At 69.2% G+C, this 13,707-nt stretch carries 16 protein-coding genes; 10 read left to right on the top strand and 6 right to left on the bottom strand.

Features of this window, described 5'->3' with window-relative positions; genetic code table 11:
• Nucleotides 1-213: 213 nt before the first annotated feature.
• Nucleotides 214-867 (bottom strand): TetR/AcrR family transcriptional regulator, encoded by a 654-nt coding sequence (locus tag ACFOY2_RS32430; RefSeq protein WP_379531908.1) that lies wholly within the window; start codon nt 865-867, stop codon nt 214-216.
• A gap of 86 nt (nt 868-953) precedes the next feature.
• On the opposite strand from ACFOY2_RS32430, the gene ACFOY2_RS32435 reads away from it, so the two are divergent.
• Nucleotides 954-1,634 (top strand): GAP family protein, encoded by a 681-nt coding sequence (locus ACFOY2_RS32435; protein ID WP_379531909.1) that lies wholly within the window; start codon nt 954-956, stop codon nt 1,632-1,634.
• A 65-nt stretch (nt 1,635-1,699) separates the two neighbouring features.
• Here the strand turns inward: ACFOY2_RS32435 and ACFOY2_RS32440 are convergent, their stop codons facing one another.
• Complete coding sequence (locus ACFOY2_RS32440) at nt 1,700-2,338, bottom strand: TetR/AcrR family transcriptional regulator (protein ID WP_379531910.1); 639 nt, start codon at nt 2,336-2,338, stop codon at nt 1,700-1,702.
• 59 nt (nt 2,339-2,397) lie between these two features.
• Here ACFOY2_RS32440 and ACFOY2_RS32445 point away from each other — a divergent pair, with 59 nt between their 5' ends.
• Nucleotides 2,398-2,805 (top strand): RidA family protein, encoded by a 408-nt coding sequence (locus tag ACFOY2_RS32445; protein ID WP_379531911.1) that lies wholly within the window; start codon nt 2,398-2,400, stop codon nt 2,803-2,805.
• 137 nt (nt 2,806-2,942) lie between these two features.
• A complete protein-coding gene (locus tag ACFOY2_RS32450; protein ID WP_379531912.1) occupies nt 2,943-3,707 on the top strand; it encodes a class I SAM-dependent methyltransferase in 765 nt (254 codons plus the stop codon).
• 92 nt (nt 3,708-3,799) lie between these two features.
• On the opposite strand, the gene ACFOY2_RS32455 is transcribed toward ACFOY2_RS32450, so the two are convergent.
• Complete coding sequence (locus tag ACFOY2_RS32455) at nt 3,800-4,084, bottom strand: winged helix-turn-helix domain-containing protein (RefSeq protein WP_379531913.1); 285 nt, start codon at nt 4,082-4,084, stop codon at nt 3,800-3,802.
• A gap of 172 nt (nt 4,085-4,256) precedes the next feature.
• Here ACFOY2_RS32455 and ACFOY2_RS32460 point away from each other — a divergent pair, with 172 nt between their 5' ends.
• Nucleotides 4,257-4,748 (top strand): hypothetical protein, encoded by a 492-nt coding sequence (locus ACFOY2_RS32460; protein ID WP_379531914.1) that lies wholly within the window; start codon nt 4,257-4,259, stop codon nt 4,746-4,748.
• A 313-nt stretch (nt 4,749-5,061) separates the two neighbouring features.
• Here ACFOY2_RS32460 and ACFOY2_RS32465 read toward each other — a convergent pair whose 3' ends face one another.
• Nucleotides 5,062-5,694 carry an ATP-binding cassette domain-containing protein gene (locus ACFOY2_RS32465; protein ID WP_379531915.1) on the bottom strand — a complete coding sequence of 211 codons (633 nt, stop codon included), beginning with the start codon at nt 5,692-5,694 and terminating at the stop codon, nt 5,062-5,064.
• A gap of 236 nt (nt 5,695-5,930) precedes the next feature.
• On the opposite strand from ACFOY2_RS32465, the gene ACFOY2_RS32470 reads away from it, so the two are divergent.
• From ACFOY2_RS32470 to ACFOY2_RS32495, 6 genes are all read left to right on the top strand, one after another.
• Entirely contained in the window at nt 5,931-6,458 is a 528-nt protein-coding gene (locus ACFOY2_RS32470) for an HD domain-containing protein (RefSeq protein WP_379531916.1), read from the top strand.
• A gap of 78 nt (nt 6,459-6,536) precedes the next feature.
• On the top strand, nt 6,537-7,691 hold the full coding sequence (locus ACFOY2_RS32475; RefSeq protein WP_379531917.1) for an ROK family transcriptional regulator: 1,155 nt from the start codon (nt 6,537-6,539) through the stop codon (nt 7,689-7,691).
• 21 nt (nt 7,692-7,712) lie between these two features.
• Entirely contained in the window at nt 7,713-8,669 is a 957-nt protein-coding gene (locus ACFOY2_RS32480; protein ID WP_379531918.1) for a carbohydrate ABC transporter permease, read from the top strand.
• On the top strand, nt 8,666-9,493 hold the full coding sequence (locus ACFOY2_RS32485) for a carbohydrate ABC transporter permease (RefSeq protein ID WP_379531919.1): 828 nt from the start codon (nt 8,666-8,668) through the stop codon (nt 9,491-9,493). Before ACFOY2_RS32480 ends, ACFOY2_RS32485 begins: the two co-directional genes overlap by 4 nt.
• A gap of 34 nt (nt 9,494-9,527) precedes the next feature.
• Entirely contained in the window at nt 9,528-10,793 is a 1,266-nt protein-coding gene (locus tag ACFOY2_RS32490; protein ID WP_379531920.1) for an alpha-L-fucosidase, read from the top strand.
• 10 nt (nt 10,794-10,803) lie between these two features.
• Nucleotides 10,804-12,192 (top strand): extracellular solute-binding protein, encoded by a 1,389-nt coding sequence (locus ACFOY2_RS32495; protein WP_379531921.1) that lies wholly within the window; start codon nt 10,804-10,806, stop codon nt 12,190-12,192.
• Nucleotides 12,193-12,196: 4 nt separating this feature from the next.
• Here ACFOY2_RS32495 and ACFOY2_RS32500 read toward each other — a convergent pair whose 3' ends face one another.
• Together ACFOY2_RS32500 and ACFOY2_RS32505 are read right to left on the bottom strand one after the other, a co-directional pair.
• Nucleotides 12,197-12,601: a hypothetical protein gene (locus ACFOY2_RS32500; RefSeq protein WP_379531922.1), complete on the bottom strand. Its 405-nt coding sequence runs from the start codon at nt 12,599-12,601 to the stop codon at nt 12,197-12,199.
• Nucleotides 12,602-12,676: 75 nt separating this feature from the next.
• Nucleotides 12,677-13,672: a WxL protein peptidoglycan domain-containing protein gene (locus ACFOY2_RS32505; RefSeq protein ID WP_379531923.1), complete on the bottom strand. Its 996-nt coding sequence runs from the start codon at nt 13,670-13,672 to the stop codon at nt 12,677-12,679.
• Nucleotides 13,673-13,707: the final 35 nt, after the last annotated feature.

The following is a 13,707-nucleotide window of genomic DNA, read 5'->3' on the forward strand; positions in this document are numbered from 1 at the left end:
TGCTGCGGCGCTTCCCCGGCCTCGCCCTGGCCGATCCGTACGAGCAGGTGGACTTCCGCGCCTTCAGCCTCGTGTACGGCGTGCACACGCTGCGGGTCACCTGGTGAGCGGACAGCCGCCTCATCCGGGTTGCGCAGCTGCCGGACGCCGGCCCAAGGTCGGGCTGGGCGAAGGAGCAGGTGTTCCGGTCTCGGGGGCTCGTCGTCCAACCCGTCAATCCTGACGTCGCGGTTGGTGCGCGCGTGCGGGCGGTACGGCTTCCAGCAGTGAACGCAGCAGTTGTGCGGCGGTCTCGGCGGACACTTCGCCGGGCGTGTTCATGAGCTGGGAGGCGAGTCCGTCCACGAACGTGTGCAGGAGCGCCGCCCAGAGCTCGACCTGGGCGTCAGGGTGCGGGAGCGTGGCCTGGTCCACTTCGCGGGTCGGCTCGTATCCGCGTATGGCGGCGATGCATTGACGATGCAGCGCCCGTTGCTCGTTCCACGACGCAGAGCCTCCTTCCGGAGGGTGTTGACGTTCCCATTCCACGATCGCCGACCACAGCGCGTACTCCTCGCGCCGCTCGGCATCCAGCGGCAGCATCTCCTCCACGATTGTGGCGACCTGTTCGACCACCGTTCCTTGCGTGCGGGGTCGCTGGGCGCGGGGGAGGACTCGCCGGCGGAGGGCGTCGGTGGTGGCCTGTACGACGTAGGCCTGCAATTCGCGCTGATTTGCGAAGTAATGTCGCAGAGACCCGGTGGACCAGCCGGCTTCGGCGGCGATTCCGCGGACGGTCACGCCGGCAAGGCCCTCACGCAGGATCACCCGGATGGCGGCCTCGCCGATCTCGGCCCGGCGCTGGTCATGATCAACGAGTCGAGGCACGTCCACAGACTAGCTAACACCCATGTGCTAGCATAAATAACACGGGCGTGTTATTACGGCTCCTTGACTTCCGAGGGGAGACTCGTTTGTCGATTGAGACGATCGGTGCGCTGCTCGCCCTGGCCCTGCTCGACACGCTGAGCCCCACCGTGATCGGGATAACCCTCTATCTGCTGCTGTCCAGGCCACGCCGCGTGGGCGCGCTGCTCGGCGTGTACCTCGGAACGGTCGCGATCGCGTACTTCGCCTTGGGCGTGCTGCTCATGCTCGGCCTGGGCGCCGTCGTGCCACATGTCGATGACACGGTGTGGGCGTGGGGACAGGCCGCCCTCGGCGTTGCGCTCATCGTGGGGAGCTACTTCATCCCCGGCAAGAACCCCGAACGTGCGTCCATCCGGGAGGGGTCCTTCACCATGCGCTCGATGCTGCTGCTGGGGCTGGGGACCTGGCTGTTCGAGTTCGCCACCGCCATGCCCTACTTCGGCGCGATCGCCATCATGGCCTCGGCCGGCCTGCCCGCCGTTCAATGGGCGCCGCTCCTGGGTGTGTACGTGGCCATCATGGTGCTTCCCGGCCTCCTGCTCTTCGTCGCATGGGCTGCCCTGGGCGAACGGGTCCGTGAACGGTTCGAACGGTGGCGCCACAAGATGTCCTCCGGATCCCGTACGGCACTGAGCTGGATCGTCGGGATAACGGGATTCCTGATCCTCGTGGAGGCGGCGGACACGCTCTTCCCTCAAGTAACCGTCGTTACTCCGTGGGGATAGTGCAAGAAGAGCGCCTTTGCCTCATCCGGAGGACGGTACGGCGATGCCGAGAACGGCCCCAGCCGCTACTCCGGCGAGGACGGGCAGCGATCAGCGGTCAGAAGCGCCCAGCCGTGTTCGACTGACCGGCGGCATTGTTCGGGGTTGTCGCCTGCGCTGGTGAACAGGGCCGTCAGCAGCGGCACGCCATGGGCCAGCGATTGACGGGGCAGAGGGCCGGTGGCGACCAGCGATGCCAGTCCATGCCCGATGGTCCAGCTCTGCGTGGCCAGTTCCAGCGGATCGACGTCCTCGCGAAAACGGCCCATGGCCGTGGCCCGTTCGACGGTCCGGACCAGGCAGTGCAGCGTGTCATCCGCGGCCGCGGCGTTCTCGAGTTCGAACCCGGCGTCGAACATGACCCGGTAGAGGTCCGGGCCGGCCATGGCGTTGGACAGGTATGCGGCGCCGAGAGCGGCCAGATCCCGTACCGGATCCTCCGACGGCGCGACCGCGGTGAGGCGGGCGGCCAGGCGGGTGAAGCCTTCCTGCCGCATCGCTGTCCAAAGGCCGTCCATGCTGCCGAAGTAGGTGTAGACGGCCATGGTCGACACTCCGGTTCCGGCCACCAGCGAGCGGAGCGTGACCGGCTGCCGGGCGGCGAGCATCTGCGCGGCTCGGTCGATGAGCAGGGAGCGGACCGCCGGATCCTTCGTCCTCACCATGGCACAACAATACATAGCTTTGCTATGTTCTCGAGGCCGAACATACGTGAGGAGCGGACATGACCGTGACGCTGGTGAATCCCGACGGGTTGCCGAAGCCCGACGTCTACCGCCAACTGTCGATCGCCACTGGATCGAAGCTGGTGTTCCTGGCGGGCCAGGTGGCCCGCGATGCCGAAGGCCGACCAGTCGGTGAGGCGGATCTGGCCGCCCAGGTCGAGCAGGCTTATCTCAATATCGGCACCGCCCTGGCCGGAGTCGGCGGATCCTTCGACGATGTGGCCAAGCTGACCATCTACGTCGTCGACTGGACGCCCGACAAGATGCCGTTGCTGGGCGAGGGGGTCGCGCGGGCGGCGGCGAAACTGGGGGTCGACCCGGTCAAGCCGATCACCCTGCTGGGCGTTGCGGCGCTGGGAGAACCTGATCTGCTGGTCGAGGTGGAGGCCACTGCCGTTCTCGACTGAGCCGAGGCGCTTTGGACACGCCTGCCGACCTCCAGAGTCGGCGGGCGTGGCGCAGCGATCCGTCCTGGCAGAACCGGCGCAGGTGCCCGCCGGTTATTCACATGTGCGCCCCGCGGCCGGGTGACATCCTTGCGCCCATGAACACCGACCCGGCTTCGAACCCGTACCCGCGGCAACCCCGCATCGACGACGCCTTCGGCCGCATCCTGGCCCGCTGCTGGGACGCCGGCGCCGCGCCGTGGTCGGCGGTTGAGGTGATCGAGCGCGACGACGGCCTGATCGCCGCCAACGACGCGTCGCGGTACTTCACCGAGCCGGAGCACTGGTCGGACCTGGAGCGCTGGGGCTGGGAGCAGGCCGCCGGCCGGATCCTGGACGTGGGGTGCGGCGGCGGGCGGCACGCCGTCCCCTGGTCGGCTCTCGGCCATGAGGTGGTCGGGTTGGAGCCGTCGCCCGAGGCGGTGCGCGTCTCGCGCGAGCGGGGGGTCGAGGCGGTCATCGGCTTGGTGCCGTCCCTGCCTGAGGGGCTCGGAGAGTTCGACACGATCGCTCTCTTCGGCAACAACCTTGGCCTGCTGGGCGGCCCGGCGCAGGCGCCCGAGGTCCTGGCGGCGCTTGCCGTGGTGGCGCGCCCCGGCGCACAGCTGATCGGCTCGGGCATGGACCCCGGCGACGGCGGCGCCGACCATGCCGACTACCACGCCTGGAACCTCCGCCGCGGGCGAGCCCGCGGGCAGCTGCGTATCCGGGTACGGGACGGCGCGACGACGACGCCATGGTTCGAGTACTGGCTCGCGACGCCGGACGAACTCGCGGCCACCGTCGCCGAGTCGGCGTGGACCCTGGAGGCCCTGGAGCGCGACCCGGCAGGCCCCGGCTACATCGCCCGCCTGCGCCGCTGAATGCTCCGCGCGTCGGCATGCATGTCGGTCATCGAGTACCCGCCGAGGCCCGCAGACTGGATCACTCCTGCCGGTGGAGAGGCGGGGTGGCCTCAGGTGTGCGGGGTTCCCGCCATGTAGCTCTGGAAGGCGTCGCGGCCCTCGTCAGTCAGCGACAGCCAGGTCTTGGGGCGTTTACCGACGAAGGCCTTCACCACCAGCACGTAGCCCGCCTTCTCCAGCGTCTGGATGTGCTTGGACAGCAACGAGTCGCTGACCTCGATCTCGTCCTTCAGAAAGCGGAACTCGACCGTGTCGGCCGCTGCGAGTATCGCCATGATGGACAGCCGCACCGGAGCGTGGATGATCTCGTCGAGCCCGTGCCGGGGATGGCTCACTGCTCACCTGGCGAGCGGTAGGCGCGTAGCGCGCGGTACAGCAGGGGAGCGGCCGCGATCAGGGCGACCACGCCACGGCGGTGGTCTGGGCCCGGGTGCGGCCCCTCGACACTACAGCCGCCGCCGGGCGAAGATCAGAAGAGTTCGGTTTGCCTTTCTACGGGAGGAAGAAGTGAGCGAGTACCCCCAGGATCGCCTGTACGCCGGTGAGCTGCACATGTGGGGCAACGGGGAGTGGTTCAAGCGCAACAGGAAGCTGGACGCGCCTGGCGACCGGGTGAAAGTCGGCTTCACCACCTTCTTCACAGGCCAGATCCCCGACAGGGGGCTGCAGGTGCAGCTGCCTGAGGTAGGTAGCTACGTCGAGCTGGGTGACTACTTCGGCCGGGTCAGTTGGAGTCAGGAGGGGGATGCTGATTCTTACGAGGACTGGGAGGAGGGGAATGCTGATCCTTACGAGGAGGGGAGCGATTTCTGCGCGCCAGTCGACGCGAAAATCGTCGCCGTCAACACCGAGCTCGCCAACACTCCGGAGCTACTCATCAGGGACCCCTACGGCGAGGGCTGGCTGTTTGAGATGGAGATCCATGACCACAAACCCAAGTCCGATTTCAATTGGGACGCGGACGGTTACGCCGAGTTCATCGCCCAGGACATCGGCTAGACCGGCAATCTCCGGGGGTACCCCACGCATATGAGCCTCTAGGAGGTGGCGCCTGTCCCATGATCGCGTTCGCGCCCGCGCTGCGATACCGCGAATGAGTTCACTGCAGTCCAGCGAGGGCGCCGAAGCCACGATCGAAGACGGCGGGACCCGGCACGTCACGTTCTACGTGTACTGCTCACCCGAGGTGAACCGGAAGTCGATCGGTGCCCGGGTCAGGACCGACTCCGGTGATACCGTCAACAGTTCACAAAACTGGCCACCCTGCTTCGCAAGGCCCTCAACGGAACACGGGCACCGAACAGCTGACCCCTCAAAGGACGACGAGTGGGCTCGCACCCGCGGCGGTGAGCCGCTCGGCGATGTTGCCGCCCGCGCTCGTGTCCAGGTCGAGCCCGGCGGCCGGGTCCTGGTAGACGACGGAGACGCGGTCGATGCGCAGCCGCCGCCGTTCGCCGTCGCCGAGCGCCAGCACGTCGGTCCGGCCGTCGTCATAGCCGCGCAGGTACGCGCTGCCCAGGGTGGGCCGCTCGTCACCGGCCACGCAGCGCATGACCGTGGACTTGCCCGAGCCCGATTCGCCGACGACGCCCAGCGCCTCGCCCGGCTCCACCTCGAAGCCGACGTCCCAGGCCGCCACGACGGCGCCGGTCGCGGGCGAGACCGAGGTGCCGTGCTCCGGCCCGTGCCGGGCAGCGACCTCGGCCCCTGACACCATGCCCTCGATGACCGCGTTGTAGTCGGTCGAGCGGACGAACTCCACCTTCTTGCCGGTGTTCTTCTCGATGAGCGCGATGATGTCCTTGTATTCGGCCGTGGGGTCGATGTTCTGCTCGGCCGGTACGGCGGCGAAGCGGAGCACGTCGCCGTCGGTGCTGCCGCTTGCGGAGGAGCAGCCGGCCGCGAGGACGGCGAGCACGGCCAGGGCGGTCAGGGAACGTTTCACAGTGAGGTCTCCGAGCGTGTTGGTGAACCAGTTCCGGCTCGTCACGCTGGTCGCCGCCGATGATGCCCGGGTCAGACGCGCCTGACGATGCATGAACCGAGGGGTTAACTCGGAGCGAACCCACCCGCCCGTCGCCGCGCCGGGGGTGTGTGGACACCGTCCGGCCATCCGGACGTCATCAGGCCCGGCTCATCATTGCGCGGATTACGACAAACACTCATGAAGGAGGACAGATCATGCTTTCTCGCGATGAGCTCGTCGACCTCTTCGAGGGCCTGGCGGGCCTCCCGTACGGGGGCGAGGTCGTCGACCAGCGCACCCACGCCCTCCAGACCGCCGCCCAGGCCGTGGCCGCCGGAGCCGACGACGAAATCGTCCTGGCCGCCGCCTTCCACGACGTGGGCCGCGCCCGCCCCGTCGCCGAGCGGCACCGGGGGATGCCGCACGAACTCGCGGGCGCCGCGTACGCGCGCGACCACCTGACCGCCCGCTCCGCCTGGGCGATCGAGCAGCACGTGGCCGCCAAGCGATACCTGGTGGCGGTGGACCCGGCCTACCACGACACGCTGAGCCCGGTGTCGGTGCGCTCGCTGCGCGTCCAGGGCGGGCCGATGTCGCGGGAGGAGGTCGCGACGTTCGAATCCCACCCGTGGTCCGGCGACGCGATCTCGCTCCGCCGGTGGGACGACCTGGCCAAGGACCCGCAGGGCCCGGTGCTGCCCATGGACGACCTGATCGCCGCCTACGAACGGGTGATGCGCTAGAGCTCTTGACACGCCCCGCTGATCTCCTTAGTGTCAGCCGACAACTGACAGGGAACCTTCCTGTCTGATCGGAGTGACATGAGCAGCCGGAAGGCGTCCACGGGGTTGATCCGTGCGATCAACGACCGTCTGGCCCTGGATCTGATGATCGAGCTGGGCCCCATGAGCCGGACGCAGTTGGTCGAGCACACCGGGCTGGCCAAGCCCACCGTGGCCGAGTTGCTGGAGCGGCTCCTGGAGGCGGGCCTGATCGCCGAGGCGGGGGAGGCGGGCGAGGGGCGCAGCGGCCCCAACGCCAGGACCTACGGCGTCATCGCCGAGCGGGCCCACGTGGCTGGGGTCGAACTGCGGGCGTCGGAGGTGCATGCCGTCGTCGCCGACATCACCGGCCGCACCGTCGGCGCCGCGGTGATCGTCACCCGCCCGAAGGACAACTCGATCCTGCTGGTCCGGGACGCCGTGGCCGAGGCCGCGAGCAAGGCGGGGCTGGGGGTGGACGACCTGCTCAGCGTCGTCGTCGGCACCCCCGGCATCGTCGATCCCGCCACCGGCGACATGGCCTTCTCCTCCGACCTGCCGAGCTGGCACCACGGCCCGCTGTCGCGACTGCGCGAGGCGCTGGGGCAGCAGGTGGTGTTCGAGAACGAGGTCAACCTCAGCGCGCTGGCCGAGCACCTGGTCGGCGCGGCACGGGACCGTGAGGACTTCGCGCTGCTCACGCTGGGCAGCGGGGTCGGAATGGGGCTCGTGCTCGGCGGGCGGCTGCGGCGCGGCAGCGGCGGCGGCGCGGGCGAGGTCGGATACCTGCCGCTGCACGGCGCCACGCTGCAACGCATGCACCGGCGCGACGGCCTCTACACGGGCGGCTTCCAGGGGCTGGCGGGCTCGCGGGCCGTTCTCGCCCTGGCCGGCGAGCACGGCGTACGCGGACGGACGGTCTCCGACGTGCTGCTCGACGGCGGGACGGACTTCCTGACCGAGGTGACGGGGCGGATCGCGGTGGGCATCGCGGCCCTGTGCACCGTCGTGGATCCCGGCCTCGTCGTGCTCACCGGAGAAGTGGGCCGCGCGTGCGGCCCGCTGATCGCGCGCATCGAGGCCGAGGTCGCCGATCTGGCCCCGGTGCGCGTGCGGCTGGTGACCTCCACGGTGGAGGGCAACTCGGTGGTGCGCGGAGCCGTGCTGATGGCGCTGGAAGGGGCGCGGGACGCGTTGTTCGGGCCACGCCGCTGACCTTCGACCGGGAAAGAGATCATGACCACGCTCGCCTCCGCCTCCCCGCGCACCCGGCGCCGGCCCACGCCACGCCTCACCACGAAGTCCGGTGCCGCGTTACATCGTCCCTGGTGGATGCCCTGGTTGTGGTGCGCTCCCGCGATCGCGGCGGCGGTGGTGTTCGGCGTGTTCCCCTTCCTCAACACGGTGCTGCTGTCGTTCACGAACGCCAAGCCGCTGGGCGGGGCGGCGTCGTTCGTGGGGCTGGAGAACTACACGCGCCTGCTCGGTGACGCGTCCTTCTGGTCGGCCACCTGGCACAGCGTGCTGTACGCGCTGGTCGTGGTGCCGCTGATGGTCATGTTGCCGTTGCTGCTGGCCGTCCTGGTGGAGAAGAAGATCCCGTTCATCGGCTTCTTCCGATCGGCGTTCTACACGCCGGTGCTGGCCTCGATCATCGTGGTCGGATTCAGCTGGCAGTGGCTGCTGCGCGACGACGGGCTGATCAACGGCGTGTTGCTGGAGACCGGGCTGGTCGGCGAGGCGGTCCCGTTCCTGTCGGACGCGACGCTGGTGCTGCTCGGGGCGATGGCGATGACCGTGTGGAAGGGCCTGGGCTGGTACATGGTCCTCTACCTGGCCGCGCTCGGGAACGTGCCGAGGGAACTGCACGAGGCCGCGTCGGTGGACGGCGCGAGCGCGTTGCGCCGTTTCGTGCATGTGACCGTGCCGGGGGTGCGGCCCACGATGCTGCTCGTCGGCACGCTGACCGCGATCGGATCGTTGCGGGTCTTCACCGAGGTCTACGCGCTCGGCGGGGCGACGGGCGGGCCCGGCGGCGAGGCGCGCACGCTGCCGTTCTACATCCGTGACGTGGGCCTGGACCCGGTGACGGGCAACGCCGGGTTCGGCGCGGCCGCCTCCGTCGCCCTGTTCCTGCTGACCGTGGGCTTCACGTTGCTCGGCCAGAAGATCTCCAGGGGTGAGGGCAGATGAGGGCCGCGATCGGGCTCGCCGGACGGTACGCCCTGCTGCTCGCCGTCCTGGCGATCACCGTGGGGCCGCTGCTGTGGCAGTTGACGACCGCGCTCAAGGGGCCGGGCGAGGACGTCTACGGCGACAACGCCTCGTGGTGGCCGCAGGACCTCACGTTCGGCAACTTCGTGAAGATCGCCGAATCGGTGCCGATCGCGTCGTACGTGACCAACAGCGTGGTCGTCGCGGTGCTGGCGATCGGCAGCAACCTGGTCTTCGCCTCGTTCGGCGGCTACATGTTGTCGCGGCCGGGCTGGAGCGGGCGCAGGGCCGTGTTCCTGCTGCTGGTCGTGGCGATGATGTTCCCGTTCGAGTCGATCATGATCTCGCTGTTCCTCAGCATCCGGGACATGGGGCTCGTCGACACCCTGGCAGGGGCCTGGCTGCCCGGCATCGCGGGCGCCTTCAACGTGCTGATCATGCGTGCGGCGTTCCTGGCGGTCCCGTCCGAGGTGGAGGACGCCGCGCTGATGGAGGGGGCAGGCGAGTGGACGCGTTTCCGGCGGGTCTTCCTGCCCTCGGCCAAGGGGGCGATGACGGTGGTCGCGATCAACAGCTTCATCGCCGCCTGGGACGACTTCCTGTGGCCGCTCATCGTGCTGCGTTCCGAGGAGAACTTCACGCTCACTCTGGGGCTGGCGCGGCTGTCGACGAGCTCGTTCGGTGTCGACGACAAGCTGGTCATGACCGGCTCGATGATCTCCGTCATCCCCGTCGTGGTGCTGTTCTTCCTGGCCCAGCGCTGGTTCTACCGAGGCGTCGAGTCCGGCGCGGTGAAGATGTGACGGCCCGTGAAGAGCGACGACCGAGAGAGAAGGCATGACCGAGTACGTGTGGCCTAATGACCCGACTGTGCTGGCCAAGCTCGACTGGTGGCGTGACCAGAAGTTCGGCGTGATCATCCACTGGGGGCCGTACAGCCGGCTCGGCGTCTTCGAAAGCTGGACCCTGTGCCAGGAGGGCGACGACTTCATGGCCCGCCCCGACCCGTGGAGCGACGACCCCGAGGGGTACCGGGAGGTCTACGAGAAGCTCCCCGAGGGGTTCGACGCGCCCGGATTCGATCCGGAGAAATGGGCGGCGGCCTGCGCGGCGGCCGGGATGCGGTACGTGGTGTTCACCACCAAGCACCACGACGGCTTCGCGATGTACGACACGGCCCTGTCGGACTACAAGTCCACCAACACCCCGCTCGGCCGCGACGTCGCCGGCGAGGTGTTCGACGCTTTCCGCGCCCGGGGCATGGGCGTCGGCGTCTACTTCTCCAAGGCCGACTGGCACCACCCCGACTACTGGGTGCCCGGCCGCGACACCCCCGACCGCTACGCCAACTACCGGGCGCGGGAGGAACCGGAGCGGTGGCAGCGCTTCGCCGGCTTCACCCACGGCCAGATCGAGGAGCTGCTGTCCGGCTACGGGCCGGTGGACGTGCTCTGGCTGGACGCGGGCTGGGTGCGGGCGCCGCGCGAGGACCTGGACCTGCCGCGCCTGGCCGCCCGCGCCCGCGAACTGCAGCCGGGCATCCTCGTCGTGGACCGCGACGTGCACGGCCCGCAGGAGGACTACCGCACCCCCGAGCAGACCGTGCCGGCAGAACCGCAGCCTTTCCCCTGGGAAAGCTGCATCACCCTGGGCCCGTTCTGGTACACCTTCGGCCCCGGCGAGACCTACAAACCGGCCGGCGAGGTCGTCCACCTGCTCTGCCGGATCGTCGCGCGCGGCGGCAATCTCCTGCTCGGCATCGGCCCCGACCACACCGGCGCGCTGCCCGTCGGGGTGTACGAACGGCTCGCCGAGATCGGCGCCTGGCTGGACGTGCACGGCGAGGCCGTCTACGGCACCCGCCCGTGCGAACCGTATGAAAGCGAGGACTTCGTCTTCACCCGGCGCGGCGACACCATCTACGCGATCGGCCTGCGCACCGACCTCGACGAGGTCCGGGTGCCCGTCTCGCGGATCCCGCGATCGGTGGGGCTGCTCGGCCACGACGGCCCGCTCGACTGGAGCGCCGAGGACGGCGCCGTGATCGTCCGCCTTCCCGACGGCCACCGCGTCTCACACGCCTTCGCCCTCACTCTCACGTAAGGACCCCCCCATGAAGATCGGCAAGCTCGCGCTCACCGCCGTCGCGCTCGGCCTCACCACCACCGCCTGCGGCCTGTCAGGAGGAGGCGACGCGGGAGGCGAGACCGCCATGGCGGGCAGTTGCCGGGTGGCCAAGGAGAACGTCGGCCCCGGGCCGCTCAAGGGCGAGGTCAAGGGCGAGATCACGTTCCAGACGACGAGCCTGAAGAACGAGTTCGCCGAGGTCTTCGACCCGATCATCGCCGATTTCCAGCGCGAACATCCCGGCGTGACGGTCAAGTGGGTAGACGACCCCGGCGATTCCGAGTTCACCCCGCGCCTGCTCGCCAACGCCGCCGCCTGCACGCTGCCGGACGTGGTCAACCTCAACGAGCCGACCGCCATCGCCCTGGCCAAAGCGGGATACCTGCTCGACCTCGACACCAAGGTGCCGGACACCGGCAAGCAGTTCGTGCCCAGCATGTGGTCGCGCACCACGTTCGGCGGGACGAGCCACACCGCCATGCCGTGGTACGGCGGCTTCAACGTCCTGGCGGTCAACACCGACCTGATGAAGGCCGCGGGACTCGATCCGGCGAACCCGCCCAAGGACGTCTTCGAGCTGTTCGACACCGCCGACAAGATCGCCAAGGTGTCGGGGGGCAAGTACCACGCGAGCGTGGCGAACCCGACCGAGCGCCTGAAAACCGACTGGCAGTCGCTCGGGGTGAAGTTCTTCGGCCCGGACGGCAAGACCCTGGCCTTCGCCGCCGACCCGATCGCGCTGAAGTGGGTCACCCGGATGGCGGAGTTGTACAAGGCGGGCGCGCTGGCCAAGGACACCCTGTCGGCGGAACCCACCGAGCTGTCCAACCGGTTCGCCGCGGGCAAACTCGTCTTCGGCGACCGCAACGCCAGCTTCCTGCGCTACGTCAAGGACAACGCCCCCACGCTCTACCCCAAGCTCGGCGTGTCGGCGGCGGTGGAGGCCAAGGCCTTCGACGTGTGGGAGGGCCAGTACATCTCCGTCTCCGCCACCAGCAAGAACGCCGCGGCCGCGGCCGCGTTCGCCACGTTCGTGACCAACGCGGAAAGCCAGCTCCGATTCGTCAAGCATCCGAAGGTGGCGATCTTCCCCAGCGCCGCCGACGCGCTGAAGGACCCCTTCTTCACCAGTCAGACGGGCAGCGATCCGCTGTCGGTGGCCCGCAGGCTGGGCGCCGAGCAGGCGCAGAGCGACCCGGTGGCGACCGAGGAGGCGATCGCCACCCGCAAGGCGGAGAACGCCGTCTGGGGCGCCGCCGTCATGAAGGCCGTGGCCGCCGAGGTCCAGCTCGCCATGCAGGGCAAGAAGACCCCGGAACAGGCGCTCAAGGACGCCGAGAAGAAGGCCAACGAGCTCGTCGCCGCCGGCGGCTGAGCGCTCAGCCTCGACGTGCCTGGGCCTGAATGACCTCGTCGCGGCCGTGCCGCGGCGGCCAGGAAGTGACCCGGCCGAGGTGGAGGACGCTCACGCCGAACATCAGCACGCCCAAGGGCAGGTGCAGGGTCATCACCTGCGCGATGCCCAGCGCTATCTGCGCCAGCGTGAGCCCCAGGAACCCGGCCGCGTACAGGATGGGCCTGGGCGAGCCGCCGCCCGGCCGCCACACCAGGATCGCGGCGACCAGGTGCACCAGTGCCACGGTGAACACCCCGTACGCCGAAGCGCTGTGCAGTGCCCGGCCGCCGGGCGAGGACAACAACAGTCCTGCGGTGATCGGCGCGCTGAAGACGGCCAAGGTTTGCAGGGCGATCGCGACGCGCAAGAACGTCGTGGGCGTGGACATGACGCGGCTGTCCTTCCGAATCTGAGGCTGGATGGTGTCTCAGTAATCCGACGACGCAACCGCAGAAAATGTGAGTCAGCGGTCGGCCGCACGGCGCCGGCGCCGGAGGGCCAGGCCCGCGACAACGAGCCCGCAGACAACGGCGAGGAGAAGCAGCACTGCCCAGGGGATGGTCCAGGCGTGCGTCGTGGTCTCCACGGCGGCGAGCGGAGCGACCGAGTTCGACGCGTCGATGACCAGTGGGACGAGGGTGACGGTCCCGGACACTCTCAGCGCGGGAACCACTCCGTGAACAGGGACGGAGACCTTCCAGGTGTCGCCAGGAAGGAGCTGGGGCGAGTCGTCGATCTGCCCCGCGCGAACGCTGAACCGCCCGAAGGGGCCGGATACGGACGCCGCCTGCCGAGCGGTGAGAATCGTGTTGCCGGTGTTGTGGATCGTGTAGGTGACGGTCGCCTCGCCCTTCCCGAACGGATTGGACGTGCCGGTGTAACGCACCTGAAGGTTTTTCACCGACAGGCTCGGCTTGAGCTCTCCGCCCACGCGCAGACGGATCCGGATGCCGAGCTGCTGGTTCGTCCCGGCCCCATCCGTCAGCGAGGTGACGATGCCGCCCATGTACTCGCCGGGCGCGGCGTCGGCCGGAAGAGCGACCGTGAACGGCACCTCGACGGACTCCCGGGGCCGGGCGGTCACGTCGGGCCGGTCCGTGCGGACCCACGCGCCCAGCCCCGTCGACTTCGCGTCTTTGGCGACCAGGTCGAGCTTGCCCTCCTCGGAGGTGAACGCGTCGGCGGCGTACACGGCCAGGTGGAGCGGCGTGGTGCCGCGGTTGACGACCACGAGACCGTCCTTGAGCCGCCCTCCCGGGTTGAGGGTGTAGCTGTAGTTCTGCCGGCGGGACCCGAAGTCGTTGGAGGCCGTGCCGACCGCCCAGGGGAGGTCGCTGTCGGCCGCCGCGGCGGGTCCGGCCCCCGGCCCGAGGAAGGCGAGCGCGGCGAGCAGCACCACGACAGTGGACTGGGCGAGGGTTCGGGCTGCTGTGGTCGTAGGCGGGGTGGGCGGGTGCATCTGCTGATCCTTGAGCGGTCTGAGAGCGGCGGGAT

Origin of the sequence: Nonomuraea purpurea (assembly GCF_042650645.1) — a bacterium.
Taxonomy (GTDB): domain Bacteria; phylum Actinomycetota; class Actinomycetes; order Streptosporangiales; family Streptosporangiaceae; genus Nonomuraea; species Nonomuraea purpurea.